This is a genomic window from Streptomyces sp. NPDC034084 (assembly GCF_055575535.1).
Map to the genome: position 1 here is coordinate 394467 of NZ_JBVISK010000006.1, position 24441 is coordinate 418907.

Annotated in this window: 22 protein-coding genes; 6 read left to right on the forward strand and 16 right to left on the reverse strand. The window is 68.9% G+C overall.

Annotation, left to right across the window (positions count from 1 at the left end; all coding sequences use genetic code 11):
- Positions 1-48: 48 nt before the first annotated feature.
- The 5 genes from ACZ51I_RS23565 to ACZ51I_RS23585 all read left to right on the forward strand — a co-directional run bounded on the left by ACZ51I_RS23565 (position 49) and on the right by ACZ51I_RS23585 (position 10262).
- Positions 49-954 carry an SCO4651 family lipoprotein gene (locus ACZ51I_RS23565; protein ID WP_468879126.1) on the forward strand — a complete coding sequence of 302 codons (906 nt, stop codon included), beginning with the start codon at positions 49-51 and terminating at the stop codon, positions 952-954.
- 249 nt (positions 955-1203) lie between these two features.
- Entirely contained in the window at positions 1204-1734 is a 531-nt protein-coding gene (gene rplJ / locus ACZ51I_RS23570) for a 50S ribosomal protein L10 (RefSeq protein WP_468879129.1), read from the forward strand.
- A gap of 111 nt (positions 1735-1845) precedes the next feature.
- Entirely contained in the window at positions 1846-2232 is a 387-nt protein-coding gene (gene rplL, locus ACZ51I_RS23575; protein WP_468879131.1) for a 50S ribosomal protein L7/L12, read from the forward strand.
- 548 nt (positions 2233-2780) lie between these two features.
- Positions 2781-6263, forward strand: coding sequence for a DNA-directed RNA polymerase subunit beta (gene rpoB / locus ACZ51I_RS23580; RefSeq protein WP_468879133.1), 3483 nt, complete (start codon positions 2781-2783; stop codon positions 6261-6263).
- Positions 6264-6362: 99 nt separating this feature from the next.
- Positions 6363-10262: a DNA-directed RNA polymerase subunit beta' gene (locus ACZ51I_RS23585; RefSeq protein WP_468879136.1), complete on the forward strand. Its 3900-nt coding sequence runs from the start codon at positions 6363-6365 to the stop codon at positions 10260-10262.
- Positions 10263-10319: 57 nt separating this feature from the next.
- Here ACZ51I_RS23585 and ACZ51I_RS23590 read toward each other — a convergent pair whose 3' ends face one another.
- From ACZ51I_RS23590 to ACZ51I_RS23655, 14 genes are all read right to left on the reverse strand, one after another.
- Complete coding sequence (locus ACZ51I_RS23590; protein WP_468879138.1) at positions 10320-10583, reverse strand: hypothetical protein; 264 nt, start codon at positions 10581-10583, stop codon at positions 10320-10322.
- Positions 10570-10803: a hypothetical protein gene (locus ACZ51I_RS23595; protein WP_365222408.1), complete on the reverse strand. Its 234-nt coding sequence runs from the start codon at positions 10801-10803 to the stop codon at positions 10570-10572. The genes ACZ51I_RS23590 and ACZ51I_RS23595 overlap by 14 nt, the downstream gene beginning before the upstream one ends.
- A gap of 16 nt (positions 10804-10819) precedes the next feature.
- Entirely contained in the window at positions 10820-11731 is a 912-nt protein-coding gene (locus ACZ51I_RS23600; protein WP_468879140.1) for a peptidoglycan-binding protein, read from the reverse strand.
- A 76-nt stretch (positions 11732-11807) separates the two neighbouring features.
- Positions 11808-12188: an ATP-binding protein gene (locus ACZ51I_RS23605; protein WP_468879143.1), complete on the reverse strand. Its 381-nt coding sequence runs from the start codon at positions 12186-12188 to the stop codon at positions 11808-11810.
- A gap of 41 nt (positions 12189-12229) precedes the next feature.
- The gene (locus tag ACZ51I_RS23610) at positions 12230-12799 is read right to left on the reverse strand and encodes a hypothetical protein (protein ID WP_468879145.1); all 570 of its coding nucleotides are present in this window, start codon (positions 12797-12799) and stop codon (positions 12230-12232) included.
- Complete coding sequence (locus ACZ51I_RS23615) at positions 12799-13929, reverse strand: hypothetical protein (protein ID WP_468879148.1); 1131 nt, start codon at positions 13927-13929, stop codon at positions 12799-12801. The genes ACZ51I_RS23610 and ACZ51I_RS23615 overlap by 1 nt, the downstream gene beginning before the upstream one ends.
- 14 nt (positions 13930-13943) lie before the next feature.
- The gene (locus ACZ51I_RS23620; protein ID WP_468879151.1) at positions 13944-15083 is read right to left on the reverse strand and encodes a hypothetical protein; all 1140 of its coding nucleotides are present in this window, start codon (positions 15081-15083) and stop codon (positions 13944-13946) included.
- A 45-nt stretch (positions 15084-15128) separates the two neighbouring features.
- On the reverse strand, positions 15129-16349 hold the full coding sequence (locus ACZ51I_RS23625) for a hypothetical protein (RefSeq protein ID WP_468879153.1): 1221 nt from the start codon (positions 16347-16349) through the stop codon (positions 15129-15131).
- A gap of 40 nt (positions 16350-16389) precedes the next feature.
- Positions 16390-17583 carry a hypothetical protein gene (locus ACZ51I_RS23630; RefSeq protein WP_468879156.1) on the reverse strand — a complete coding sequence of 398 codons (1194 nt, stop codon included), beginning with the start codon at positions 17581-17583 and terminating at the stop codon, positions 16390-16392.
- 40 nt (positions 17584-17623) lie between these two features.
- Positions 17624-18547 (reverse strand): phage distal tail protein, encoded by a 924-nt coding sequence (locus tag ACZ51I_RS23635; protein WP_468879158.1) that lies wholly within the window; start codon positions 18545-18547, stop codon positions 17624-17626.
- Positions 18548-18641: 94 nt separating this feature from the next.
- On the reverse strand, positions 18642-19889 hold the full coding sequence (locus ACZ51I_RS23640; RefSeq protein ID WP_468879161.1) for a tape-measure protein: 1248 nt from the start codon (positions 19887-19889) through the stop codon (positions 18642-18644).
- Positions 19886-21088 carry a phage tail protein gene (locus ACZ51I_RS23645; RefSeq protein WP_468879163.1) on the reverse strand — a complete coding sequence of 401 codons (1203 nt, stop codon included), beginning with the start codon at positions 21086-21088 and terminating at the stop codon, positions 19886-19888. The genes ACZ51I_RS23640 and ACZ51I_RS23645 overlap by 4 nt, the downstream gene beginning before the upstream one ends.
- Positions 21089-21118: 30 nt before the next feature.
- A complete protein-coding gene (locus ACZ51I_RS23650; RefSeq protein WP_468879165.1) occupies positions 21119-22075 on the reverse strand; it encodes a hypothetical protein in 957 nt (318 codons plus the stop codon).
- 92 nt (positions 22076-22167) lie between these two features.
- Positions 22168-22377, reverse strand: coding sequence for a hypothetical protein (locus ACZ51I_RS23655; RefSeq protein WP_468879166.1), 210 nt, complete (start codon positions 22375-22377; stop codon positions 22168-22170).
- 310 nt (positions 22378-22687) lie between these two features.
- Here ACZ51I_RS23655 and ACZ51I_RS23660 point away from each other — a divergent pair, with 310 nt between their 5' ends.
- Positions 22688-23566: a hypothetical protein gene (locus ACZ51I_RS23660; RefSeq protein WP_468879169.1), complete on the forward strand. Its 879-nt coding sequence runs from the start codon at positions 22688-22690 to the stop codon at positions 23564-23566.
- 27 nt (positions 23567-23593) lie between these two features.
- Here the strand turns inward: ACZ51I_RS23660 and ACZ51I_RS23665 are convergent, their stop codons facing one another.
- Together ACZ51I_RS23665 and ACZ51I_RS23670 are read right to left on the reverse strand one after the other, a co-directional pair.
- Positions 23594-23908: a hypothetical protein gene (locus ACZ51I_RS23665; protein WP_468879172.1), complete on the reverse strand. Its 315-nt coding sequence runs from the start codon at positions 23906-23908 to the stop codon at positions 23594-23596.
- Positions 23909-24021: 113 nt separating this feature from the next.
- Positions 24022-24312, reverse strand: coding sequence for a hypothetical protein (locus ACZ51I_RS23670; RefSeq protein WP_468879174.1), 291 nt, complete (start codon positions 24310-24312; stop codon positions 24022-24024).
- Positions 24313-24441 lie beyond the last annotated feature (129 nt).

Here is a 24441-nt window from a genome sequence, read left to right on the forward strand (position 1 = left end):
GCTACGGTGCGAGGGACCGCACATTCATGAAGCAAGGGGTGGGGACTCATGAACACGTCCGCATGGAAGCGCGCGGGCATCGCGCTGACGGCCGTAGCCGTCGTCACGGGGGTCGCGGGCTGTCAGGACGGTGACGCGAAGGCCGGGGGCGCCGAACCGAAGGCGCAGAGCCGCGGTGACGTCACGAAGGTCATCCAGGCCGCGTACGAGAAGACCTCGTCCGCCAAGGCCGCCAAGGTCAGGATGACCATGAGCATGAAGGGTGCCGGCGCGCAGCCCGGCACCATCGAGATGACAGGGACCCAGGGGTGGGCCCCGGCGGTGATGGACATCACCATGAAGAGCTCCGGGCTGTCCGCCGGCAAGGGCGGCGGGCCCGAGCAGATGCGCATGATCATGCTCGACCAGGTCATGTACATGGACATGGGCGCCAAGCAGGCCGCCGAGATGGACGGCAAGCGCTGGATGAAGCTGGACCTGAAGGCCGCCGCGGACGCCTCGGGCGACAAGGCGCTGCAGAAGCAGATGACCGGCGGCCTGGACAACATGAACCAGGACCCGGCCCAGCAGCTCGCCCTGCTCCTGGACTCCCCGAGCCTGAAGCACGTCGGTGCCGAGAAGGTCAACGGCATGGAGACCCAGCACTACAAGGGCACGCTCACCTTCGAGCAGATGCTCAAGGCCAACGAGTCGTCCAAGCTCCTCTCCAAGGAGGACCACGACAAGTTCGTCGCCAGCATGAAGAAGGCGGGCCTCAAGGGCTACGACACCGAGCTCTGGATCGCCGAGGACGGCTACCCGGCACGCATGGACATCGGCATGACCATGGCCGAGGGCACGATGCAGATGCGCGCCGACTACAGCGACTACGGCACCAAGGCCGCCGTCCAGGCCCCGTCGGCCAAGGACACCGTGGACCTCTTCGAGCTGCTGAAGGGCATGGGCAAGGCCTGATTTGCTCCTGGCCCCGGCCATCGCGTACGCTTCCCCAGAAGCCAAAGACCGCTGGTCGTTGCTGTGCCCCTACCGGGTGCGGTGGCCGAAGGATCCGCTGACAACGGACGACCCGCGCAGGTGACTGTGGAAAGTTCCCGGACGTTCTCGTCCGGTAGAGCTCAGCCCCGTGCGCCTGCGCCGGGGCGTTTTGTTTTGTTCAGACTCCTTCTGAGCGGTCCTCATCACCCGGAAGGAGGCCGACGCACTATGCCGACGCCCAACAAGGCTGCATCGGTGGCCGAGCTCAAGGACGCGTTCCAGAGCTCCAACGCCGCCGTGCTGACCGAGTACCGGGGTCTCACCGTCGCGCAGCTCAAGACGCTGCGTCGCTCCCTCGGTGAGAACGCCCAGTACGCCGTGGTGAAGAACACGCTGACCAAGATCGCGGCCAACGAGGCCGGGATCACCGCACTGGACGAGCACTTCGCTGGTCCGACCGCGGTCGCCTTCGTCACCGGTGACCCGGTGGAGTCGGCGAAGGCCCTGCGTGACTTCGCCAAGGAGAACCCGAACCTCATCATCAAGGCCGGTGTCCTTGACGGTAAGGCTCTCTCCGCCGACGACATCAAGAAGCTTGCGGACCTCGAGTCCCGCGAGGTTCTGCTCAGCAAGCTGGCCGGCGCGTTCAAGGGCAAGCAGTCCCAGACTGCCTCGCTCTTCCAGGCGCTGCCGTCGAAGCTCGTCCGCACCGCGGAAGCGCTTCGCGTCAAGCTCGCCGAGCAGGGCGGTGCCGAGTAATTCGGCTCGCGCATTGATCCGCGCCGCCTAGTGCGCGGGTCGTAGCGGGCCGTTACGCCCGCCTCTATAGACACATCGGCACCTGCCGAATTAGTGGAAGGATCGCCCATCATGGCGAAGCTCTCTCAGGACGACCTCCTCGCCCAGTTCGAGGAGATGACCCTCATCGAGCTCTCCGAGTTCGTGAAGGCCTTCGAGGAGAAGTTCGACGTCACCGCCGCCGCGGCCGTCGCCGTTGCCGGTCCGGCCCAGGGTGGTGGCGACGCCGCCGCCGCCGCCGAGGAGCAGGACGAGTTCGACGTCATCCTCGAGGGTGCCGGCGACAAGAAGATCCAGGTCATCAAGGTCGTGCGTGAGCTCACCTCCCTGGGCCTCAAGGAGGCCAAGGACCTCGTCGACGGCACCCCGAAGCCGGTCCTCGAGAAGGTCGCGAAGGAGGCCGCCGAGAAGGCTGCCGAGTCCCTCAAGGCCGCCGGCGCCTCCGTCACGGTCAAGTAAGACCGTTTCGGCTCGCTGAGCTGACTCCTGCCCCCGTGTAACGCGGAGGCACCGAGAGGCGATCACCTATCTGGGTGGTCGCCTTTCGGCGTTCCCGAGAACGGGCGTGGCGGGGGTCCTGACGGCCGCCGGAAGCGGAGTATGGTGATCTTCGCCGTGCGCCCCGCAGACCGGGGGGCCTTGACGAACCGCACGCAGCGCGCAATTCTCAGGACGCGTCGTCACAACGATCCGTATCCGAGGCATGGATCGACGGCTGAACGGGCAGTATCGAGGTGCGCCACCCGGCGCGAGGTACAGCGGAGTTGAGAGCAACGAGGGTCGCGAATTACTCGCCCTGGACATCAGTGAGCCAAGTGGCTACACTGACCCTTTGCGCTGCCTGTTAGCTGCCTCCTGCCCGTCACCAGGGGCATACCTTCGCATCAGCTTCGTGGACCGACCCCGTCTGACCTGGCCTTTCGGTCATCTCAGGAAACGTCTGCCGTGAAGCGTTGCTGGGGACCGGTACGCGCGTAGTGAGTCCGAGCCCTCGGAAGGACCCCCTCTTGGCCGCCTCGCGCAACGCCTCGACCAATACGAACAACGGCGCAAGCACCGCCCCGCTGCGCATCTCCTTTGCAAAGATCAAGGAGCCCCTCGAGGTTCCGAACCTCCTCGCGCTGCAGACCGAGAGCTTTGACTGGCTGCTCGGCAACGCCGCCTGGAAGGCTCGCGTCGAGGCTGCCCTTGAGTCGGGACAGGACGTCCCCACGAAGTCCGGCCTGGAGGAGATCTTCGAGGAGATCTCCCCGATCGAGGACTTCTCCGGGTCGATGTCGCTGACCTTCCGCGACCACCGCTTCGAGCCGCCGAAGAACTCGATCGACGAGTGCAAGGACCGTGACTTCACGTACGGCGCCCCGCTCTTCGTCACGGCCGAGTTCACCAACAACGAGACCGGCGAGATCAAGTCCCAGACGGTCTTCATGGGCGACTTCCCGCTCATGACCAACAAGGGCACCTTCGTCATCAACGGCACCGAGCGTGTCGTGGTGTCGCAGCTGGTCCGTTCGCCGGGTGTCTACTTCGACTCGTCGATCGACAAGACGTCCGACAAGGACATCTTCTCCGCCAAGATCATCCCGTCCCGGGGTGCCTGGCTGGAGATGGAGATCGACAAGCGCGACCTGGTCGGTGTCCGCATCGACCGCAAGCGCAAGCAGTCCGTCACCGTCCTCCTCAAGGCTCTCGGCTGGACCACCGAGCAGATCCTCCAGGAGTTCGGCGAGTACGAGTCCATGCGCGCCACCCTGGAGAAGGACCACACCCAGGGCCAGGACGACGCGCTGCTCGACATCTACCGCAAGCTGCGTCCGGGCGAGCCGCCGACCCGTGAGGCCGCTCAGACGCTGCTCGAGAACCTCTACTTCAACCCGAAGCGCTACGACCTCGCGAAGGTCGGCCGCTACAAGGTGAACAAGAAGCTCGGCGCCGACGAGCCGCTGGACGCCGGTGTCCTCACCACCGACGACATCATCGCCACGATCAAGTACCTGGTGAAGCTCCACGCGGGCGAGACCGAGACGGTCGGCGAGAACGGCAACCAGATCGTCGTCGAGACCGACGACATCGACCACTTCGGCAACCGTCGTCTGCGCAACGTCGGCGAGCTCATCCAGAACCAGGTCCGCACGGGTCTGGCTCGTATGGAGCGCGTCGTCCGCGAGCGGATGACCACCCAGGACGTCGAGGCGATCACGCCGCAGACCCTGATCAACATCCGGCCGGTCGTCGCCTCCATCAAGGAGTTCTTCGGCACCAGCCAGCTGTCCCAGTTCATGGACCAGAACAACCCGCTGTCGGGTCTGACGCACAAGCGTCGTCTCTCGGCGCTGGGTCCCGGTGGTCTCTCCCGTGAGCGGGCCGGCTTCGAGGTCCGAGACGTGCACCCGTCCCACTACGGACGCATGTGCCCGATCGAGACCCCCGAAGGCCCGAACATCGGTCTGATCGGTTCGCTCGCCTCGTACGGCCGCGTCAACGCGTTCGGCTTCATCGAGACGCCGTACCGCAAGGTCGTCGACGGCCAGGTCACCGACGAGGTCGACTACGTCACCGCCGACGAGGAGGACCGGTTCGTCATCGCGCAGGCCAACGCCGCGCTCAACGACGAGCTGCGCTTCTCCGAGCCGCGCGTCCTGGTCCGCAAGCGTGGCGGCGAGGTCGACTACGTCGAGCCGTCGGACGTGGACTACATGGACGTCTCGCCGCGCCAGATGGTGTCGGTCGCGACCGCCATGATCCCGTTCCTCGAGCACGACGACGCCAACCGTGCCCTCATGGGCGCGAACATGATGCGTCAGGCCGTCCCGCTGATTAAGTCGGAGGCCCCGCTCGTCGGCACCGGCATGGAGTACCGCTGCGCCACCGACGCCGGCGACGTGCTCAAGGCCGAGAAGGACGGTGTCGTCCAGGAGCTGTCGGCCGACTACATCACGGTCGCCAACGACGACGGCACGTACATCACGTACCGCCTGCACAAGTTCTCCCGCTCCAACCAGGGCACCTCTGTGAACCAGAAGGTCGTCGTGGACGAGGGCGACCGCGTCATCGAGGGCCAGGTCCTCGCCGACGGTCCCGCCACCGAAGACGGCGAGATGGCGCTCGGCAAGAACCTGCTCGTGGCGTTCATGCCGTGGGAGGGCCACAACTACGAGGACGCGATCATCCTGTCGCAGCGCCTCGTGCAGGACGACGTCCTCTCCTCGATCCACATCGAGGAGCACGAGGTCGACGCCCGTGACACCAAGCTCGGCCCCGAGGAGATCACCCGGGACATCCCGAACGTCTCCGAGGAGGTCCTCGCGGACCTCGACGAGCGCGGCATCATCCGCATCGGTGCCGAGGTCGTCGCCGGCGACATCCTGGTCGGCAAGGTCACCCCGAAGGGTGAGACCGAGCTGACCCCGGAGGAGCGCCTGCTCCGCGCGATCTTCGGTGAGAAGGCCCGTGAGGTCCGTGACACCTCGCTGAAGGTGCCGCACGGCGAGATCGGCAAGATCATCGGCGTCCGCGTCTTCGACCGCGAGGAGGGCGACGAGCTTCCCCCGGGCGTGAACCAGCTGGTCCGCGTCTACGTCGCCCAGAAGCGCAAGATCACCGACGGTGACAAGCTCGCCGGCCGTCACGGCAACAAGGGCGTCATCTCGAAGATCCTCCCCATCGAGGACATGCCGTTCCTCGAGGACGGCACCCCGGTCGACATCATCCTCAACCCGCTGGGTGTCCCGTCCCGAATGAACCCGGGACAGGTCCTGGAGATCCACCTCGGCTGGCTCGCCAGCCGCGGCTGGGACGTCTCCGGTCTCGCGGACGAGTGGGCGCAGCGCCTCCAGGTGATCGGCGCCGACAAGGTCGCTCCCGGCACCAACGTCGCGACCCCGGTCTTCGACGGTGCCCGTGAGGACGAACTGGCGGGTCTGCTCCAGCACACCATCCCGAACCGCGACGGTGAGCGCATGGTGCAGCCGACCGGTAAGGCGAGGCTGTTCGACGGCCGCTCCGGCGAGCCGTTCCCGGAGCCGATCTCGGTCGGCTACATGTACATCCTCAAGCTCCACCACCTGGTCGACGACAAGCTCCACGCGCGTTCGACCGGCCCGTACTCGATGATCACCCAGCAGCCGCTGGGTGGTAAGGCCCAGTTCGGTGGCCAGCGCTTCGGTGAGATGGAGGTGTGGGCGCTGGAGGCATACGGCGCCGCGTACGCCCTCCAGGAGCTGCTGACGATCAAGTCCGACGACGTGACCGGCCGCGTGAAGGTCTACGAGGCCATCGTCAAGGGCGAGAACATCCCTGAGCCCGGCATCCCCGAGTCCTTCAAGGTGCTCATCAAGGAGATGCAGTCCCTGTGCCTCAACGTGGAGGTGCTGTCCTCGGACGGCATGTCCATCGAGATGCGCGACACCGACGAGGACGTCTTCCGCGCAGCGGAGGAGCTCGGCATCGACCTGTCCCGGCGCGAGCCGAGCAGCGTCGAAGAGGTCTGACGGGAGTCCGGTGGGGGGCTCAGCGATGAGCCCCCCGCCGGCCCCAGGACCCCCGTATCAGACCCCTAGCCTTACAACCCTGAGAGGGATTGACGCATAGTGCTCGACGTCAACTTCTTCGACGAGCTCCGGATCGGTCTGGCCACCGCTGACGACATCCGTCAGTGGAGCCACGGCGAGGTCAAGAAGCCGGAGACCATCAACTACCGCACGCTCAAGCCCGAGAAGGACGGACTCTTCTGCGAGAAGATCTTCGGTCCGACCCGGGACTGGGAGTGCTACTGCGGCAAGTACAAGCGTGTCCGCTTCAAGGGCATCATCTGTGAGCGGTGTGGCGTCGAGGTCACCCGCGCGAAGGTGCGCCGTGAGCGGATGGGCCACATCGAGCTCGCCGCTCCCGTCACCCACATCTGGTACTTCAAGGGCGTCCCGTCGCGCCTGGGCTACCTGCTCGACCTCGCCCCGAAGGACCTCGAGAAGGTCATCTACTTCGCGGCGTACATGATCACGTACGTCGACGACGAGCGTCGTACGCGTGACCTGCCCTCCCTGGAGGCGCACGTCTCCGTCGAGCGTCAGCAGATCGAGAACCGTCGCGACTCCGACCTGGAGGCCCGCGCCAAGAAGCTCGAGAACGACCTCGCCGAGCTGGAGGCCGAGGGCGCCAAGGCCGACGTGCGCCGCAAGGTGCGCGAGGGTGCCGAGCGCGAGATGAAGCAGCTGCGCGACCGTGCGCAGCGCGAGATCGACCGTCTGGACGAGGTCTGGTCGCGCTTCAAGAACCTCAAGGTCCAGGACCTGGAGGGCGACGAGCTCCTCTACCGCGAGCTGCGTGACCGCTTCGGCACGTACTTCGACGGTTCGATGGGTGCCGCGGCGCTGCAGAAGCGCCTGGAGTCCTTCGACCTGGAGGAGGAGGCCGAGCGCCTCCGCGAGATCATCCGTACCGGCAAGGGCCAGAAGAAGACCCGTGCGCTCAAGCGCCTCAAGGTCGTCTCCGCGTTCCTGCAGACCGCGAACAGCCCCAAGGGCATGGTTCTCGACTGCGTCCCGGTCATCCCGCCGGACCTGCGTCCGATGGTGCAGCTGGACGGTGGCCGCTTCGCGACCTCCGACCTGAACGACCTGTACCGCCGTGTGATCAACCGCAACAACCGCCTCAAGCGTCTCCTTGACCTCGGTGCCCCCGAGATCATCGTGAACAACGAGAAGCGGATGCTGCAGGAGGCCGTCGACGCGCTGTTCGACAACGGCCGTCGTGGTCGCCCGGTGACGGGCCCCGGCAACCGCCCGCTCAAGTCCCTCAGCGACATGCTGAAGGGCAAGCAGGGTCGTTTCCGTCAGAACCTTCTCGGCAAGCGCGTGGACTACTCCGCGCGTTCCGTGATCGTCGTCGGTCCGCAGCTGAAGCTGCACCAGTGCGGTCTGCCGAAGGCCATGGCGCTGGAGCTCTTCAAGCCGTTCGTGATGAAGCGCCTGGTCGACCTGAACCACGCGCAGAACATCAAGTCGGCGAAGCGGATGGTCGAGCGCGGCCGCACGGTCGTGTACGACGTCCTCGAAGAGGTCATCGCCGAGCACCCGGTTCTGCTGAACCGTGCGCCCACGCTGCACCGCCTCGGCATCCAGGCCTTCGAGCCGCAGCTGGTCGAGGGCAAGGCCATCCAGATCCACCCGCTCGTCTGCACCGCGTTCAACGCGGACTTCGACGGTGACCAGATGGCCGTCCACCTGCCGCTCTCCGCGGAGGCGCAGGCCGAGGCCCGCATCCTGATGCTGTCCTCGAACAACATCCTCAAGCCCGCCGACGGCCGTCCGGTGACGATGCCGACCCAGGACATGGTCCTCGGTCTGTTCTTCCTCACCACCGACGGCGAGCTCCGTGACACCAAGGGCGAGGGCCGCGCGTTCGGCTCGACGGCCGAGGCGATCATGGCGTTCGACGCGGGCGAGCTCGCGCTGCAGTCGCCGATCGACATCCGCTTCCCGGTGGGCACCATCCCGCCGCGTGGCTGGACGCCGCCGGCGCGCGAGGAGGGCGAGCCCGAGTGGCAGCAGGGGGACTCGTTCCGCCTGCGCACCACCCTGGGCCGCGCGCTCTTCAACGAGCTGCTGCCCGAGGACTACCCGTTCGTCGACTACTCCGTCGGCAAGAAGCAGCTCTCCGAGATCGTCAACGACCTCGCCGAGCGCTACCCCAAGGTCATCGTGGCGGCGACGCTCGACAACCTGAAGGCGGCGGGCTTCTACTGGGCGACCCGTTCCGGTGTCACCGTGGCCATCTCCGACGTCGTCGTTCCCGAGGCGAAGAAGGAGATCGTCAAGGGCTACGAGGCGCAGGACGAGAAGGTCCAGAAGCAGTACGAGCGCGGTCTGATCACCAAGGAAGAGCGCACGCAGGAGCTCATCGCGATCTGGACCAAGGCGACCAACGAGGTCGCCGAGGCGATGAACGCGAACTTCCCCAAGACGAACCCCATCTTCATGATGGTTGACTCGGGTGCCCGAGGAAACATGATGCAGATGCGGCAGATCGCCGGTATGCGTGGTCTGGTGTCGAACGCGAAGAACGAGACCATCCCGCGTCCCATCAAGGCGTCCTTCCGTGAGGGTCTCTCCGTCCTCGAGTACTTCATCTCGACGCACGGTGCCCGTAAGGGTCTCGCCGACACCGCCCTGCGTACCGCCGACTCGGGTTACCTGACCCGTCGTCTGGTGGACGTCTCGCAGGACGTGATCATCCGCGAGGAGGACTGTGGCACCGAGCGCGGTCTGAAGCTGCGGATCGCGGCCAAGGACGAGGCCGGTGTCCTGCGGAAGACGGACGACGTCGAGACCTCCGTGTACGCGCGGATGCTCGCCGAGGACGTCGTCGTCGACGGCAAGGTCATCGCGCCGGCCAACGTCGACCTGGGTGACGTGCTGATCGACGCGCTTGTCAACGCGGGCGTCGAGGAGGTCAAGACCCGCTCGGTCCTGACCTGTGAGTCCGCCGTCGGTACCTGTGCGTTCTGCTACGGCCGTTCGCTCGCGACCGGCAAGCTGGTCGACATCGGTGAGGCGGTCGGCATCATCGCCGCCCAGTCCATCGGTGAGCCCGGTACCCAGCTGACGATGCGTACCTTCCACACCGGTGGTGTGGCCGGTGACGACATCACCCAGGGTCTGCCCCGTGTCGTCGAGCTCTTCGAGGCGCGGCAGCCGAAGGGTGTCGCCCCGATCTCGGAGGCGGCCGGCCGCGTCCGTATCGAGGAGACCGAGAAGACCAAGAAGATCGTCGTCACCCCGGACGACGGCACCGACGAGACGGCGTTCCCGATCTCGAAGCGTGCCCGTCTGCTCGTGGGCGAGGGCGACCACGTCGAGGTGGGCCAGAAGCTCACCGTGGGTGCCACCAACCCGCACGACGTGCTCCGGATCCTCGGTCAGCGCGCGGTCCAGGTCCACCTGGTCGGCGAAGTCCAGAAGGTCTACAACTCGCAGGGCGTGTCGATCCACGACAAGCACATCGAGATCATCATCCGGCAGATGCTGCGCCGTGTGACGATCATCGAGTCCGGCGACGCGGAGCTCCTGCCGGGCGAGCTGGTCGAGCGGTCGAAGTTCGAGACCGAGAACCGTCGTGTGGTCACCGAGGGCGGTCACCCCGCCTCCGGCCGTCCGCAGCTGATGGGTATCACCAAGGCCTCGCTGGCGACGGAGTCCTGGCTGTCGGCCGCCTCCTTCCAGGAGACGACCCGAGTCCTGACGGATGCGGCGATCAACGCCAAGTCCGACAGCCTCATCGGCCTCAAGGAGAACGTCATCATCGGTAAGCTCATCCCGGCCGGTACGGGTCTGTCCCGCTACCGCAACATCCGGGTCGAGCCGACCGAGGAGGCCAAGGCCGCGATGTACTCGGCCGTCGGCTACGACGACATCGACTACTCGCCGTTCGGCTCGGGCTCCGGCCAGGCCGTTCCGCTGGAGGACTACGACTACGGTCCGTACAACCAGTAAGCGAGTCGCTTGACCGAAGGGCGGTCACCCCGTGAGGGGTGGCCGCCCTTCGGCGTCTCAGCGCGCGGCCAGTTCCCAGAGCGCGACGAGCACACCGGCGCTCGCGGTCAGCGCGACGATGCTGGCCACCGGCCAGCGGGCCCGTTCCAGGTCGTCGAGGCGGGCCTCGTGGTCGGCGAGCTGCCGGTCGGTCTGGTCGCTGCGCTGCACGAGCAGCGCGAGCGAGCCGTCGGCCCGGGCGAAGCCGGCCTCCAGGGTCCCGCGGAGCCGTTCCAGTTCGAGGGCGACGGCCACGGGATCGTTCGGGTCAGACTCGGTCATCGGCACCGCCCGGGGTGGACCGCAGCCAGGACGGCAGCAGGTTCTGCACCAGGTCGAGGGCCATCACCCGGGCCAGCCCGCCCGCGACGGCCAGCGCCCCGGCGACCCAGGGAAGGGTCGCGGGGACGCCGGAGGCGTCGACGATGGCGGGGAGCACGACGGCGATGCCGACGGCGGACTGGAGGACGGTACGGGCCGTGCGCTTGGCGGCATCGGACATCACTGTGCTCCTTGCGTTACTTCGTGTACGGGACCTTCAGCGCGTTCCATGAGGCGGCGCCCGGGATGCCGTCGGCGTCGGAGCCGCGGAAGCCGAGCTTGTGCTGCCACTTCGCGTAGCTGAGCCGGTCGGCCTCGCCCCAGCGGGGGCTCGGGCCGACGGTGTACGCGGAGCAGCCCTCGGCGACGAGGCGGCGGCCCATGGCGGTGATGACCGGGGAGCTCGTCTCCTTGCGGAAGAACGAGGTGCCCGGGAACGGCTGGAGGCGGGGGGTGGCCGGCTTGCCGGCGTCGGGGGCGGGCCTGGCGGGGGCCTTGTTCAGCCGGGCCTGGACCCGGTCGCGCAGGGTCGGCATGCCGAAGCCCTTGGGGTCGTTCTTCCAGTCCGACCACTCCAGGTGGCCGATGACGGACTTGGCGCCCCAGTCGTGGGCCCGGCACAGGGCGGCGGAGACCCGTTCGATCGCGTCGAGCTGGGCGGCGGGCCAGGGGTCGGTGCCGTTGCCGAGGTTGACGCACTCGAAGCCGTAGAAGCGGGAGTTGCCGTCGACGGCGCCGGGGCTGCCCTGGTGCTCGCGGGGGACGGGCGGCCGGTCTCCGTACGTCTCGGAGACGACGGCCTTGAGGACGGCCGGGTCCCCGCCGCCGGCGTGGTTGGCGCGCCCGTTGCCGACGAGGTGGACGGTGCCGTCCTTGGCGATGACGCCGTGGCAGAGCGGGCCCGGCAGCCCTTCGTATCCGTCGAAGCACATCTCGACGGAGTTGGCGGTGCCGGTGGAGACGGTGTGGTGGATGATCACACCGGTGACCGGGCCCCAGGCGCCGGCGTGGTTGCGGTTGTGGGTGCGCCAGCCGGGGTGCTCGACGACGGTGACGCCTTCGGCGCGGAGCGCGGCGACGAGCCGGTCCGCGGTGAGGGGAGTGGCCATCTGGTGTCCTCCGGACATGAGAAAGACCCGCGCCGGAGGAGCCGGGCGGGCCTGCGGTTGCGGTGTTCCGTACGGGTTACGGGGCGGGTTCCGGGGCCGGCGGGGCCCAGGCGGCGCACAGTTCGGCGCAGGCGGACCGGCGGGCCTCGAAGTCGGCGAGGGCGGCCGTCACGGCCCGCTGGGCCGCGGTCGGGTCGGGGACGACCGGGACGCCGTCCCGCGCGTCCACGATGACCAGGCCGGAGCCGCGCAGGAAGGCGTCGCCCGTGCCCTTCTCGGTGACCTCGGCGGTGACGTACACCGACGGGTACTGCCCGGTGACCGGGTCGCGCTGCAGGGTGTAGCCCATGCTGTTGTCGTGGACGCGTACGTGGAGGGTGTGACCGTTCTCGGTGACGGTGGCGCGGCCCGCGTAGTCGATGGCCACGCCCCAGGGCTGGGTGGGGTCGGTGTTCATGGGGTGCTCCTCGGGGTCCTTGTGTTCGTCGGCGGGACGGGTCAGGTCTGGGCGCCGTGGATGAGGACGGGCTGGGCGTAGACCGTGCCGGCCGAGGCCAGGGCCTGGATCTCGATGTTCATCGTCTGACCGAAGCGGGTCTTCATGTCGCCGGGAAGCAGGCCGAGGTAGTCGTAGGTGGTGCCCGCGGTGACGGTGGGGCCGAACGGGACGCCGTCGACGAGGACCCGGACCTGGCCGGTGCCGCCGCTCGACGCCGCCGTGCTGATCGCCAGCCGCATCTTGGGCTGCCAGACGGGGTTGGAGCAGCGGGCGATGGTCGTGAAGGCGGGGGCCGTGGTGGACGGCCACTTGGCGGGGTCGCTGGCCAGCGGCGGCATGAGCTGCAGCCAGGGCCGGGCGAGACCACCGGTCATGATGTCGTCCGCGAAGATCTCGTGGTTGTAGCCGTCGAAGATCCGGAACAGCGGCCGGGTGATGGTGACGCTGTCGGACTTCGTGGGCCGGAACTCGTTGACGGCGGGGCGGGTGTTGACGGCCGTGGACAGGGCCTTGAGCCGGCGTTCCATCTGGTTGAGCCGGTCGATGATGTCCTCGGGCAGCTGGGGCATCAGGCCTCCTCGAGGTAGAGCTCGGCGGTGTCGGGCCGGCCGCGCTCCGGCGGGGTGATCTTGGTGCCGATGATGCGGTAGCGGGCGTCGAGGCCCTGGGAGTACCACTCGTCGGTGATCCGGATGCGGGCGACGCGGCCGAGGAGCGCGGGCGGGACGATCCCGCCGAGGTGGATGCTGATCGAGGGGATCACCACGGCGCCGCGCGCCTGCGCGAGCTCCGTGGCGGCCACCGAGTCCAGCGCGAGCGGGTCGGTGATCTCGTTGTGGTCCGAGGACAGGTCGATCAGCGGCCAGCCGTCCACGAGCAGGTCGCTGGCGTACTGCTCGGTGGAGTAGATCGGCCGGGACTCGGCGGCGGCGTTGGCGTTGGTGGACGCGCCGCGGGCCAGGGCGGTGGTGCCGCCGCGGGTCGCGTCGTACGGGAAGGAGTACGACAGGATGACGCCGGGCCGGTCGAAGACGAGGTCGGTGGCGCCGGTGACGATCTTGGGTTCGCCGATGCGGAGCCGGCGGATCCGCTGCCCGGTGACCGGGTCGCGGTAGACCATGATCTGGTGCTCGAAGCCGTTCTCCGTGGCGGCGAGCTGGTCGAGCGCCTCCAGGTAGACGGTCTCGTCGCCCTTGCGCCACGAGGCCGTCTTCTGGAACTTGGGGATCTCGTCGCCGAACGTGATCCCCAGGCGGCGGGGCTCCTCGCCCGGGGGCGCGTCGGGGTAGGTCTGGACGTCGAGCTCGCGCCACAGCCGGCGGGCGATCTCCAGCTGGTCGGTGGGCGTGTCGTACGTGATGTCGGTACGGATGCGGCGGCGCCCGGCGTACGAGTCGAACGTGGCGGCCTGGACACCGAGGGTCAGTACCCCGCGGCCGCTGGACTGCAGGGTGCTGGTCCAGACGATGCCGCCCCACCACAGGTCGCCGCCGCGCTCCAGGTAGACCGCGGTGCGGCCCTCCCGCACCTTCTTCACGCGCTCGGCGATCGCCTTGTCGGGGATGGGGATGGTGCCGGAGAGCGAGCCCGCCTTGCCGATGTAGTCGTCGAACGAGACGTCCCGCAGGGGGAGGATGTCCAGCGTCTGGTCGGTGAGCAGGTCGCAGAAGATCGCCCGGTAGGGCGTGTCGATGGCCATCGTGGGCCACCCCCTTACAGGACGTAGGTGGCGGAGACGCGGATGTTCCGCCCGGGGACGAGGGCGCCGTTGGAGGACCAGGTCCGCAGGTTGATCTGGCCGTTGGTGTAGATGTTGGCCCCGCCGTCGCCGAAGCCGTCGCAGGCCGAGGCCTCGAAGTCCATGGACGGGCGCCAGCCGGCCGGGAGGGTGCACAGCGGCTCGTCGGGGATGTTGCCGGCGCTGTCGACGTTGACCTGGGCGCCGGTGCGGGTGACGGTGACGGTGATGGTGCACAGCCCGCTCTTGGTCCTGCGGCCGGCGAACGAGAGGACCGACCAGTTCGGCAGGGCGGTGGCACCGGTGACGGTGGTCTCGGTCTCGACGGGCGGCTGGTAGACCACCCAGGCACTGCCGTTCCAGCGCTGGAGCTGGCCGCCGTAGTCGCGGTACTGACCGGAGTAGCTGCCGGTCGTGACCGCGCCGCTGGGCGCGATGCCGCCGATCTCCTTGGGGTAGGCGACCCAGGCGGTGCCGTCCCAGCGCTGGAGGAAGTGGGCGTTGTCGTTGTCCTGGTACTGGCCCGGGTAGGCGCCGGGCACACCGGCGTTGTTGTAGACCGGCAGGATGCCGCCGGAGGCGACGGTCGTGGTGCGCAGGTCGGTGGCGGCGCCGCCCGCCCAGTCGATGCCGCCGGTGCCGGCGGAGGCGCCCTTCTTCACCTTCACCGTGAAGAGGACGAGGGAGCGGGCGGGGGCGGCCGGGGCGGTGGGCACGGCCGCCGGGGTGCCCTTGACGATCTCGATGGCGGCCTCGTACTTGCCGAGGGCGTCCACGTCGTTGTCGTAGACGCGGATGACGACGAGGTCGATGCGGTCGTTGAGCGGATCGCCGTCGGCGAAGGTGATGGTGATGTCCTCGTCGAGGGCGACCGGGTAGGCGCCGTCGGTGGTGCCGCCCTGGACGATGGCCTTGCCCTGGTAGACGGTGGCCGTCATCGGACCGGAGGAGCTCATCCACAGGCCGCCGACCCGGAACTTGCCGTCGTACGTGCCGGGCAGGATGCCGGACCGGACGCCGAGCGGGTTGACGGGGGTGGTGGCGCCGATGTTGGTGATGCGGGTGTTCTGGCGGGTCTGCCCGGTGGGCATCAGCCATCCGGAGCGAACGGGCATGGGGTCTCCTGGAGGTGAGGGCGGTCGAGTGGCGGCCTTGCGAACTCAGTACTGGGGGGTGACCTGGAGGAAGGAGTTGTCGAACCAGGCCCGCACGTTGGCGTTGGTGCTCCGGTAGTACGCGGTGATCGTGTAGGTCGCGCCGGGCGTCAGGCCGGACAGGCGCTGCGTCGTCGAGACGGAGACGGCGTCCGTGGGGCTGGCCGACTTGGAGGCGAAGGCGGAGAGTTCGTCGTCCACCTCGCGGAAGACGGTGGCGCCCTGCGTGATGCGGACGCACATCAACGCGGAGCTGGCGACGCCCGTGGTGCCCGAGTTCAGGGAGAGCTCCATCTTCGAACCGAAGGAGAGGATCGCCTGGCGGCTCTCCGGCGCGACGAAGGTCAGCGTCAGCGGGTTCTCCGCCCGGTCGATCAAGGTGTTCACAAAGGTCGTCGAGAGGGTGTAGCCGCCGTCCAGCGAGTCGCTGAAGTACGGACCCGGGTACGCCGGCGTCCACGCCGCCCCGGTCCAGCGCTGGAGCGAACCGGCCGCGGTGGCCCGGTACTGCCCCGTGTAGCTGCCCGAGGTCGTGGTGTTGACGGAGGTCGGGACGATGCCGCCGATCGCCTCCGGGTAGGCGACCCACTGGCCGCCGTCCCAGCGCTGGAGCTGGTTGTTGGCGGTGTCCTGGTACTGCCCCGGGTGGGCGCCCGGCAGGACCGGGCCCTCGACCGGGAGGATGCCGCCGAGGGCGACGACCGGGGTGCGCAGGTCCTTCAGGGAGGTGTTCCACGGGATGCCGCCGTTGCCCGCGCTGGCGCCGGCCGGAACCGTCACCTCGTACAGCGCGAGGCTGCGCGGCGGGGCCTGGGGCGCCTTGGGGGCCTGGCCCGGCACGCCCTGGATGATCTCGATCTTCGCCTCGTTGCGGGTGCTGCCGTCGTAGAGGCTGTCGTAGACCTTCAGGACGACCAGGTCGATGCGGCCGTACTGGGCGTCGCCCGGGGCGAAGGTGACCTGCTCGGAGGCCGGCAGGGCCACCGGGTAGACGCCCTGGGAGATGTCGCCCTGGATGACGGCCCGGCCCTCGGAGACGGTCGCCGTCATGGCGGAGGCCTTGTCCATCCAGAAGCCGGACAGCCGGAACTGGCCGCTGTAGGAGCCCGGCAGGATGCCGGAGCGGACCTGGACGGGGTTGACCATGGTCGTCGCGCCGACCTGGTTGAGGCGGGTGTCCTCGCGGGTCTGGCCGGTCTCGGCGACCCAGCTGCTGCGCAGGTTCACGGGGTTCTCCAATCGGGAAGGTGCGGTGGGGACGGGGGCGTCAGGACCTGATCCACTGGGCGGACAGGTTGCTGTAGTAGCCCGAGCCGCCGAGGGTGCGGAGGGCGGCCGTGTGGTTGTGGTAGCCGGCGAGCTGCAGGACGTTGCCCGCGGTGAGCTTGATCAGGCCCTGGCCGCCGACGGTGACGGCGCCGGTGGAGGCCTGGGTCAGCCAGGTCATCCGGGGGACGCCGACGCCCCCGAGGTGGATGCGGGCGCCGCGCACGCCGGTGGTGGAGTCGCCGCTCCAGGCGACGTGCCCGGAGACCCGCCACCAGCCGGTGCGCGGGACGACGAAGCTGTCGGATCCGTTCCAGCCGGTGAAGTCGTCGATGTCGACGCCCTGGAGGGGGATCGGGGACCACGTGCCGGCGGGCACGTTGTACATCGACGTCTGCGAGACGCTGAACAGGACGGCGGCCTTGCCCTCGGCGTACTGCCAGGCCGCGCCGTCCCAGCGCTGGAGGACGCCGGCGTTGTCGCGGTACTGGCCGGTGTAGGCGCCGGTCGTCATCGTGCCGTGCGGGGCGATGCCGCCGATCGGCTTCGGGTACGACACCCAGGTGGTGCCGTCCCAGCGCTGGAGCATGCCCGCGGCGTCCCGGTACTGGCCGACGTAGGCGCCCTTGAAGCCGCTGGTCGGCATGATGCCGCCGAGCGCGGTCATCGGGTAGTGCAGGGTCGTGATGACGCCCGCGGTGGTCCACCGGACGCCGCCGGTGCCGGCCGAGGTGCCGGCCGGCACCGAGACCGTGTAGAGCGGGAAGGCACTCCCGGGGCCCGACGCGGGGACGACCGGGGAGGCCGCCGGGGTGCCCTTCACGAGCCGGATGACGGCCTCGGTGGCGCCGCTGCGGTCGAACGCGTCGTCGAGCACGGCCAGTTCGATCAGGTCGATCCGTCCGTACTGCGGATCGCCGTCCGCGACGGTCAGCGTCTCGGGCGTGGTCACCGCGATCATGTACGCGCCCTGGGCGGTGTCATTGCCCTGGATCACGGCCCGGCCGGTGCCGATCGAGCACTGCATCGCGGACGTGCCGGTCAGCACCAGACCGCCCGGCACGATGCCGGGCCGCGAGCGCAGCGGAGTCTCCGCGGCGCTCTGCCCGTTGGGGGTGAGGAGCGCGGACAGGGTGAGACGGGTGTCCTCGCGGGTCTGGCCGGTGGAGGGGAGCCAGGCGGCCCGTACGGTCATGGGTGCACCTCTTCTGTGCGGGGCGGAAAGGGGCTTGACGTCACCACTCGGCGCTGCGCCAGCGGACCGTCATCAGGGCCTCGGGGGTCGCCGCGTCGGGCCGGAACGACAGCTCCGTACGGCCCGGTTCGAGCAGGAAAAGCTCCTCCGGGCTGGAGTCGGCCATCGCGGTGTGGCGTCGGGAGGCCGTGTTGTTGAGCATCACCGTGCCGTTGGCGGTGTCGACGACGAGCTCGTCGCCGGCGGCCAGGTCGATCGCGTACCGCAGTCGGCGCTTGCTGCCCCGCTCGGTGACGGTCGGCATGGAGCAGGGGCCGCGGAAGACGATCACCGGGTGCGTGGCGGCGGAGCCGGTGTTCTCGGCGACGGCGTCACCGGTGGACTTGGCCTGGCCCCAGTTGAGCGGCCAGGTCAGCGGCCAGGTCAGGCCGGACTCGGGCTGCGGCGGGGTGGTGGAGGCGGCCTGCTCGTTGACGGCGTAGCGCCGGGGATCGGAGGCGAGCCACTGGATCGACATCTTCGAGCTGCCCTGGGTGGCGAAGCCCTGGTCCGCGGGGACCACGCGCTGGGCGATCCGGGCGCGTACGGCGAGGAGTTCGCCGTGCAGCCGGACGGTGAGCCAGCGCTCCTCGTCGAGCAGGGCGAGCGACTGGCGCAGGGCGCGAACGGCCTCGTTCGCACCGTCGTACTCCGGCATCAGCACGACCGTGCCGCTGATCTTGCGGGGCTTGGCGTACCGGGAGCCGGGCCAGGCGCCGTGCGAGGTGGGGCGGTCGGCGTCGGAGGAGTCGTACTCGGGCAGGTCCTCCCAGCCCTGGAGGCCGGAGCGGTCGACGTTGAACGGCGTGCCGGGGCCGATGAGGAGCCCGGCCCACTGGATCTGCCCGTCCTGGGTGATCAGTGAGCCGGGCGCGAGGTCGGCGGTGAGGCTGCTTCCGGCGTATGTGGTTGTGGTCTCGGCCATGGGGCCGTCACCTCACTTCTGAGGGGCTGTCGGGTGGGCGGGGCTCAGCGGTGGGCGGGCTCGGCGGTGCGCGGGGGCGTGGCGGTGAGCGGGCTCAGCGGTGGGCGGCCGCGAGGAAGAGCAGGTCCTCGGCGGTCGACCGCGGGCCGGCGCCGGGCTCCTCGTGGAACTCCGCGATGCGGTGGGGCTGTCGGGGCGCCTCGGTGAGGGCCGGGACGCGCCGCTGTTCCAGCACGGTGAGGGGGTCGATGCGCGGCGCGCTGTCCGCGCCGGGGAAGACGACACCGCCCTCGGCGAGCATCGGGATCTTGTCGATGTCGACGCCGAACTTCTTGCCGAGGAGGCTGAAGCTGAGCTTGTTGAGCCCGTCGATGATCCAGTTGGCGAAGGCGATGAGGCCGTTGATCGGGCCCTTGACGACGCCGAGCACGGCGCTCAGCGCGCCCTTGACCAGCTCGCCCATGCCGCGCAGGGCTTTGGCGACGGCGTCCTTCGCGTGCCGGAAGAAGCCCGGGATCTTGTCGGTGATGAAGGACAGGACCGGCTTGACGGCGTTCTTGATCCCGCCGATCGTCCGCGAGGCGATGCCGCGCAGGGCGTTCGAGGCGGAGCTGACGGCGGTACGGACCCTGGACACGCCGCTGATTCCGGAGCCGATGACCTTCAGCACGCCCGTGATCAGGGCGAGGTAGCCCTTGAAGTAGGTCCCGACGGCCTGGCCGATGAGCTTGATGACCGGCTGCAGGAACGTCCAGACCGACTGGAAGCCCTTCAGGGCGGCCTGGAACACCTGCCTCATGACCTTCTGGCCGGTCTCGGTCTGCATCGCGTACTCGATGAGCCAGGCGGCGACGGGTACGAGGATGCCGACGAGGAAGCCGATCGGGTTGGCCCGCATGGCGAGGTTGACGCCGGTCATGGCGACCGAGGCGATGGTCATGACCGTGCCGTACGTGTCCATCAGGCGGGTGATGGTGTCGGTGACGGGCAGCAACGGGACGAGGAGGGAGAGGATGCCGCCGACGGCGGGGCCGAGCTTCCCGGCGACGGTACGGACCTTGCCGGCCGCGACGCCGAGCTTCTGGATGCCGGCGGCCGCCTTCGACCGCTGGATCCGGCCGACGGAGGTCGCCGCGCCGGACGCGGTACTCCCGAGGGTGCGTACGGAGGTGCCGGTGGTCCGCAGCTCGGTGGCGAGCCTGGCGGTGCCGCCGGCCGCCGCCTGGACGTCCTGCTTGAGCCGCCTGAGCGCGCCGTTGGCCGTCTCGGCGCCCTGCCGCAGGGACGCCATCGCCGGCGTCACGCGCCCGAACGCCGGCATGCGGACGGCGGCGGCACTCATCCGCGTGCCTTAGCCAGGTACATCAGCGCGTCCGCCGTGGACTGCGGGTCGCTGTTACGGGCCGCGTGGTAGTGCTCGATGTGCAGCCCGGCAGCGCCGCCGCCCTGGCCCGCCAGCTGGGCCGACATGCGGGCGCGCCGGGCGGTGAGCGCCAGCAGCCGGTCCAGCTTGGACAGCGGCAGGACGGCCTCGGCCTCGCCGGCCTCGGCGAGGATCGCCGGGACACCGCCGCTGCGGGGCATGACGACACCACCGGTGGCGAGCATGGGGATGGTCGGGATGCTGACGCCGAAGGTCTTGCCGCCGACGACCGGCACCCAGCCGGGGACGCTGACCTTGACGCCGTTGACGGCCCTGATCATCCGGTTGATCAGGCCGATGACGGCGTTGATCGGGCCGGACACACCGCTCTTGATGCCCTCGAACGCCCGGGACGCTATGTCCCTGAGGCCGTTCCAGATGGAGGACATCTTGTCCTTGACTGCGCTGAAGGCGTTCGGGATCGCGCTTTTGATCCAGTTGACGACCGGTGTGATGACGGCCTTGATGCCGTTCCAGACGGTGCCGACGACCGCCTTGATGGCCTTCATGACGGTCGTGATGACCGTCTTCCAGATGTTGACGTAGGTCTTGATGACGGTGGCCACGGCCTTGACGACGGTGGAGACCGCCTTCTTGATGCCGTTCCAGACTGTCTTGATCAGGTCGCCGGCCTTCTTCATGATCGGGCCGATGGCCTTCATGACCGAGCTGATCACGGTCTTGATGGCGTCGAAGGCCTTCTTCAGGATCTTCTGCATCGTCTTCGACTGCATCGCCATGTCGACGATCTTCTCGATGAGAGGCATGAAGAGTTCGATCAGGCGGGCGAGGAAGTTGCCCTTCATCGACTTGTTGAGCTTGTCCTGGCCCTTGGCGGCCTTGCCGGCGCCGGACTCGTACTTGCCCATCTTCTTGCCGGCGGACTCGGCGGTCGTGCCGGCCTTCGCCATCGACTTCTCGGCCTGGTCCGAGGCCGTCTTGAGGTTCTTGAGCTGGGTGTTGGAGCCCTGGGCGTTGGTCTTGAGGTTCTTGAGCTGGCCCGCCGCGGACTTTCCGGCGTCGCCGACCTTCTTGACCGAGGTGCCGGCGCCGGAGGCCTGGGTCTTGAGGTTGCGCAGGGAGTCGGACGCGTTCTTGAGGTTCTTGATGAGTGCCATGGGTTTACCTCCTTTCGGGGTGGTGGGGGATCAGGCGGACGGTGCGCCGAGGGCGGTGTCGAGGTCGCGGACCGTGGACGCGAACTCCCGCAGCTTCGTGCGCAGGGTTCCGGTCGCCGTCGCGAGCTCGCCCATCTTGGTGGCCGCGGGGCCCAGGTCGCTCGACTTGGGAATCTTGGTCGCGTCGAAGCCGACCATGGCGGTCTTGAGCTTCTCGGTCGCCTTGGCGACCTTCGTGACCTTCCTGGGATCGGCCGTCCGCATGGCGTTGTTGATCTTGTTCACGCCCTCGGCGACCGGCCGCAACTGCGCGTGGTCGACGCCCGCGACGGCATCGGCGATCTTCTGGATGGCGTTGGCGGCCTTGGTGGCCTTGCCCTCGGCCGGCAGTTTGCGGAAGGACTGGATGAAGGAGGGCGCCCGGTTGTTGAACTTCAGCAGCTCGGGGTTCAGCTGCTGGAGCTGAGCGCGCAGGTTGTCGAAGTTCGCGTCCGCCGGGACCTGGTCGAGAAGGTTCCCCCCGCCGCCGTTCTGCTGGGCCTGGATGTCCGTGAGCCTCTGGCGCCGGAGGACGCCTTCCTGGTCCGGGGCGTAGGTGTACCCGCCGTTTCTGCCGGCGTGCCAGGCCTGCAGCTTGCTGACGATGAACGCGCCCAGGGTGGCGAGGAGGATGGGGACGGCGATGACCGCGAGGGCGGTCGCGATGGCGCCCACGGCACCGAGGACGCCGCCCTCCAGACTCGATTTGATGATCTCGGCCAGGGTGCCGAGGCCCACCGTCTCCATCCACTCTTCCCATGGAGCCTTGGCGGCTTCTTCGGCGACCTTGTCCTGCTGCGCTTTGAGGTCCTCGACCAGCTTGTTGATGGGCGCCAGCTGCTGCTTCATCCAGTCGGTCGTCGGCAGCCAGCCTCCGTCCACCTTCCGCAGGTAGTGCCTGAGGCCGGCCACCTGGATCGAGAGTTCCTCGTTCGTTACTTCTGCCATGATTGCTCCGCTTCCGGCCGGTGAGGGCCAAGCGCCGAAAAGCCCCTGCCGGTCCGGCAGGGGCTCGTTCGTGCGGGGGCAGCCGGGCGCGGCTAGGCGTCGTCCCGGCGGGGACCGCGGCGCACCGTCGCGAGCGCGTCGTTCCAGCCCGCCGTGTACGCGAGGGTCTCGTAACGCGAGACCTCGGCGTACAACGTGCCGAGCAGCGCTCTCTTGTCGAGAGCGACAGGTCCCTCGAGGAGCTGGCGGAGGCGGTCCTGGAGAGGGATCTGCGGTCGCGATGCCTCGGCGTGCTGGGTCATGGACGCCTGCCTTCCGGTTGCTTGCCCGTGCGTGTGTGGCGGCGCCGCGGAGTGAGGAGCGGGGGCACCACGTATTCGTGTTCGAACTACTGTGCGAACAGAGTGTGGAACAACTGTTCGATGTTTGTCGAGCGGGAAACGTCTGACGGTGTGTCTTCTCACGCGTATCCCGTAGGCGTTGGCGGCTGAACGGCGCATCTGTTCGACCGGGTAACCTGGAAGACGCGTTCCCCGGCCCGGACCACGTCGGGGGGCGAGGGGCGCGAGGGGCGCGCGGGGACCCCAGGGGGCTGGAAGGCAGCACTGACGTATGGATACGGAGCCGGGTGCTAGTCGCCGGGAGAGGGTCGTCGACTGGCTCGCGGCCCACCCCGATCTGCCCCACCTCTTCGCGTACCTCTCGGAGCTCGTCCACGTCTCGGGGTACGACCCCGAGGAACTCGTCGTGATTCCCCGGGCCGAGGTCGACCGCCGGGAGACGGCCGCGTTCACCGCCGGGTGGGCGGAGGCGGTGTCGGACGAATTGCCCCGCATCCGCCGGGAGTACGAGAAGCGCGTCGCCGACGCCTACGCACAGGGGCAGGGCGACGCGCGTGGAATCCGCCGTCCCCAGCGGCGTACGGACGCCGGCCAGGAAGGCGCCCGGGTCATCGCGCTGCCGTTCGCCCGGCTCCTGGAACCGCCCGCGGCCGTCGTCGAGGCCGAGGAGCGCGTCCGCAGGGAACGTGAACTGTTCGAACAGCGCGCCGACCCCGACCGTCGGGCTGATGCCGGCCGATGGGCCGAATCCGAAAAGCGCCCGACGCCCGAACCGCGATCCGAGAGCGAACAGCGACCCGAATCCGGGCCGCGGCCCGGGGCGGAGGCCGAGCCCGGGAACCGGAGCGGGTACGAGGCCGAGCCCGAGCCCGACGTCCTCGTGACCGCCCAGGAGAGCCGGGCCCGTCGCTCCGCACAACCGGTGCGGAAGGTCGTGCGCGGCAAGGGTGGACGGCCGATCGTCCCGCCGCTGTCCGGCGTCCCCGCCCACGCCGTCGGACCGCCCGGCGACCGGCGCGACGGCGACTCCGCCGAACCGGACGCGCGCGCGAGCAGGGGACAGAGGCTGTCCGACCGGGCCAGGGCGCTGGAGAAGGACATGACCGCCGAGCGGACACGGGAAGAAGCGCCCCCGGAGCCTCCTCCCTGACGGGAAGGGGCTCCGGGGGCCGCTGGATCACCCGAAGAACCTGGCGATGGCGTGGTGGGACGGCAGGGCGCTCTCCTCCATGGGTGCACCCTCCCCGCCCCGTACCGCGTCCGCCGGGTCCTCCTCGTCCCCGTCGGAGCCGCCCGGACGGGGAACGGGCGTCGGAGCCTCCGGCGGATCGGAGTCCTCGCCCGTGTTGACGCAGGCGAACATCCAGTTCGCCACCGCCAGATGGTCCACCGTCGCCGCCAGCAGGTGGTCGGTGATCGACCACTCGGCCGCTTCGCCGTGGAGGTCGCGCTGGACGGCTCCGTCCCGGGGCAGGTGCTTGATCAGCACCATCAGGCGCCGGCTGGAGAGCTCCCCCCGGTGCCAGTCGAGGAGATCGGTGGCGTAGTAGCGGAGCAGGTCTGCTTCGAGGGCCTCGGCGTGTTCATCGACGAACTCGACGAGGCTCAGTCTTCCCCCAGGCCGAGCCCGGTCTCCTTGCCGTAGGCCTCCAGGATGGCGGCGACGTCCTGCATCGTGATCTCGTGCTGCTCGAAGCGGGCGAACTGCTCCTCACCCATCAGGAGTGCGAGCAGGCCGTCCACGTCGTTGTCGTCGAGCGTGCGCAGCGCCTTCGCGGTCTTGCGGGAGAGCTCGGTGGGAAGCGTGAAGGACTCGCCGTCCAGCTCGAAGGACCAGGCGCGGCCGTGGGCCTCCAGTCGCTGGGCGCGAGCGGCGTTGACGTCGAAACGGGCCATGGTGATGCGTACTCCTTGTTCGAGTGAGTGAAGAGGAGAGGGGTGGGGGGGGGAGGGAGTTTGGCGTCCCCCCCCCGGGGGGGGGGGGGCCGACGGGTTTGGGAGCCCTGTTTTCCCTCCTTAGGGAGG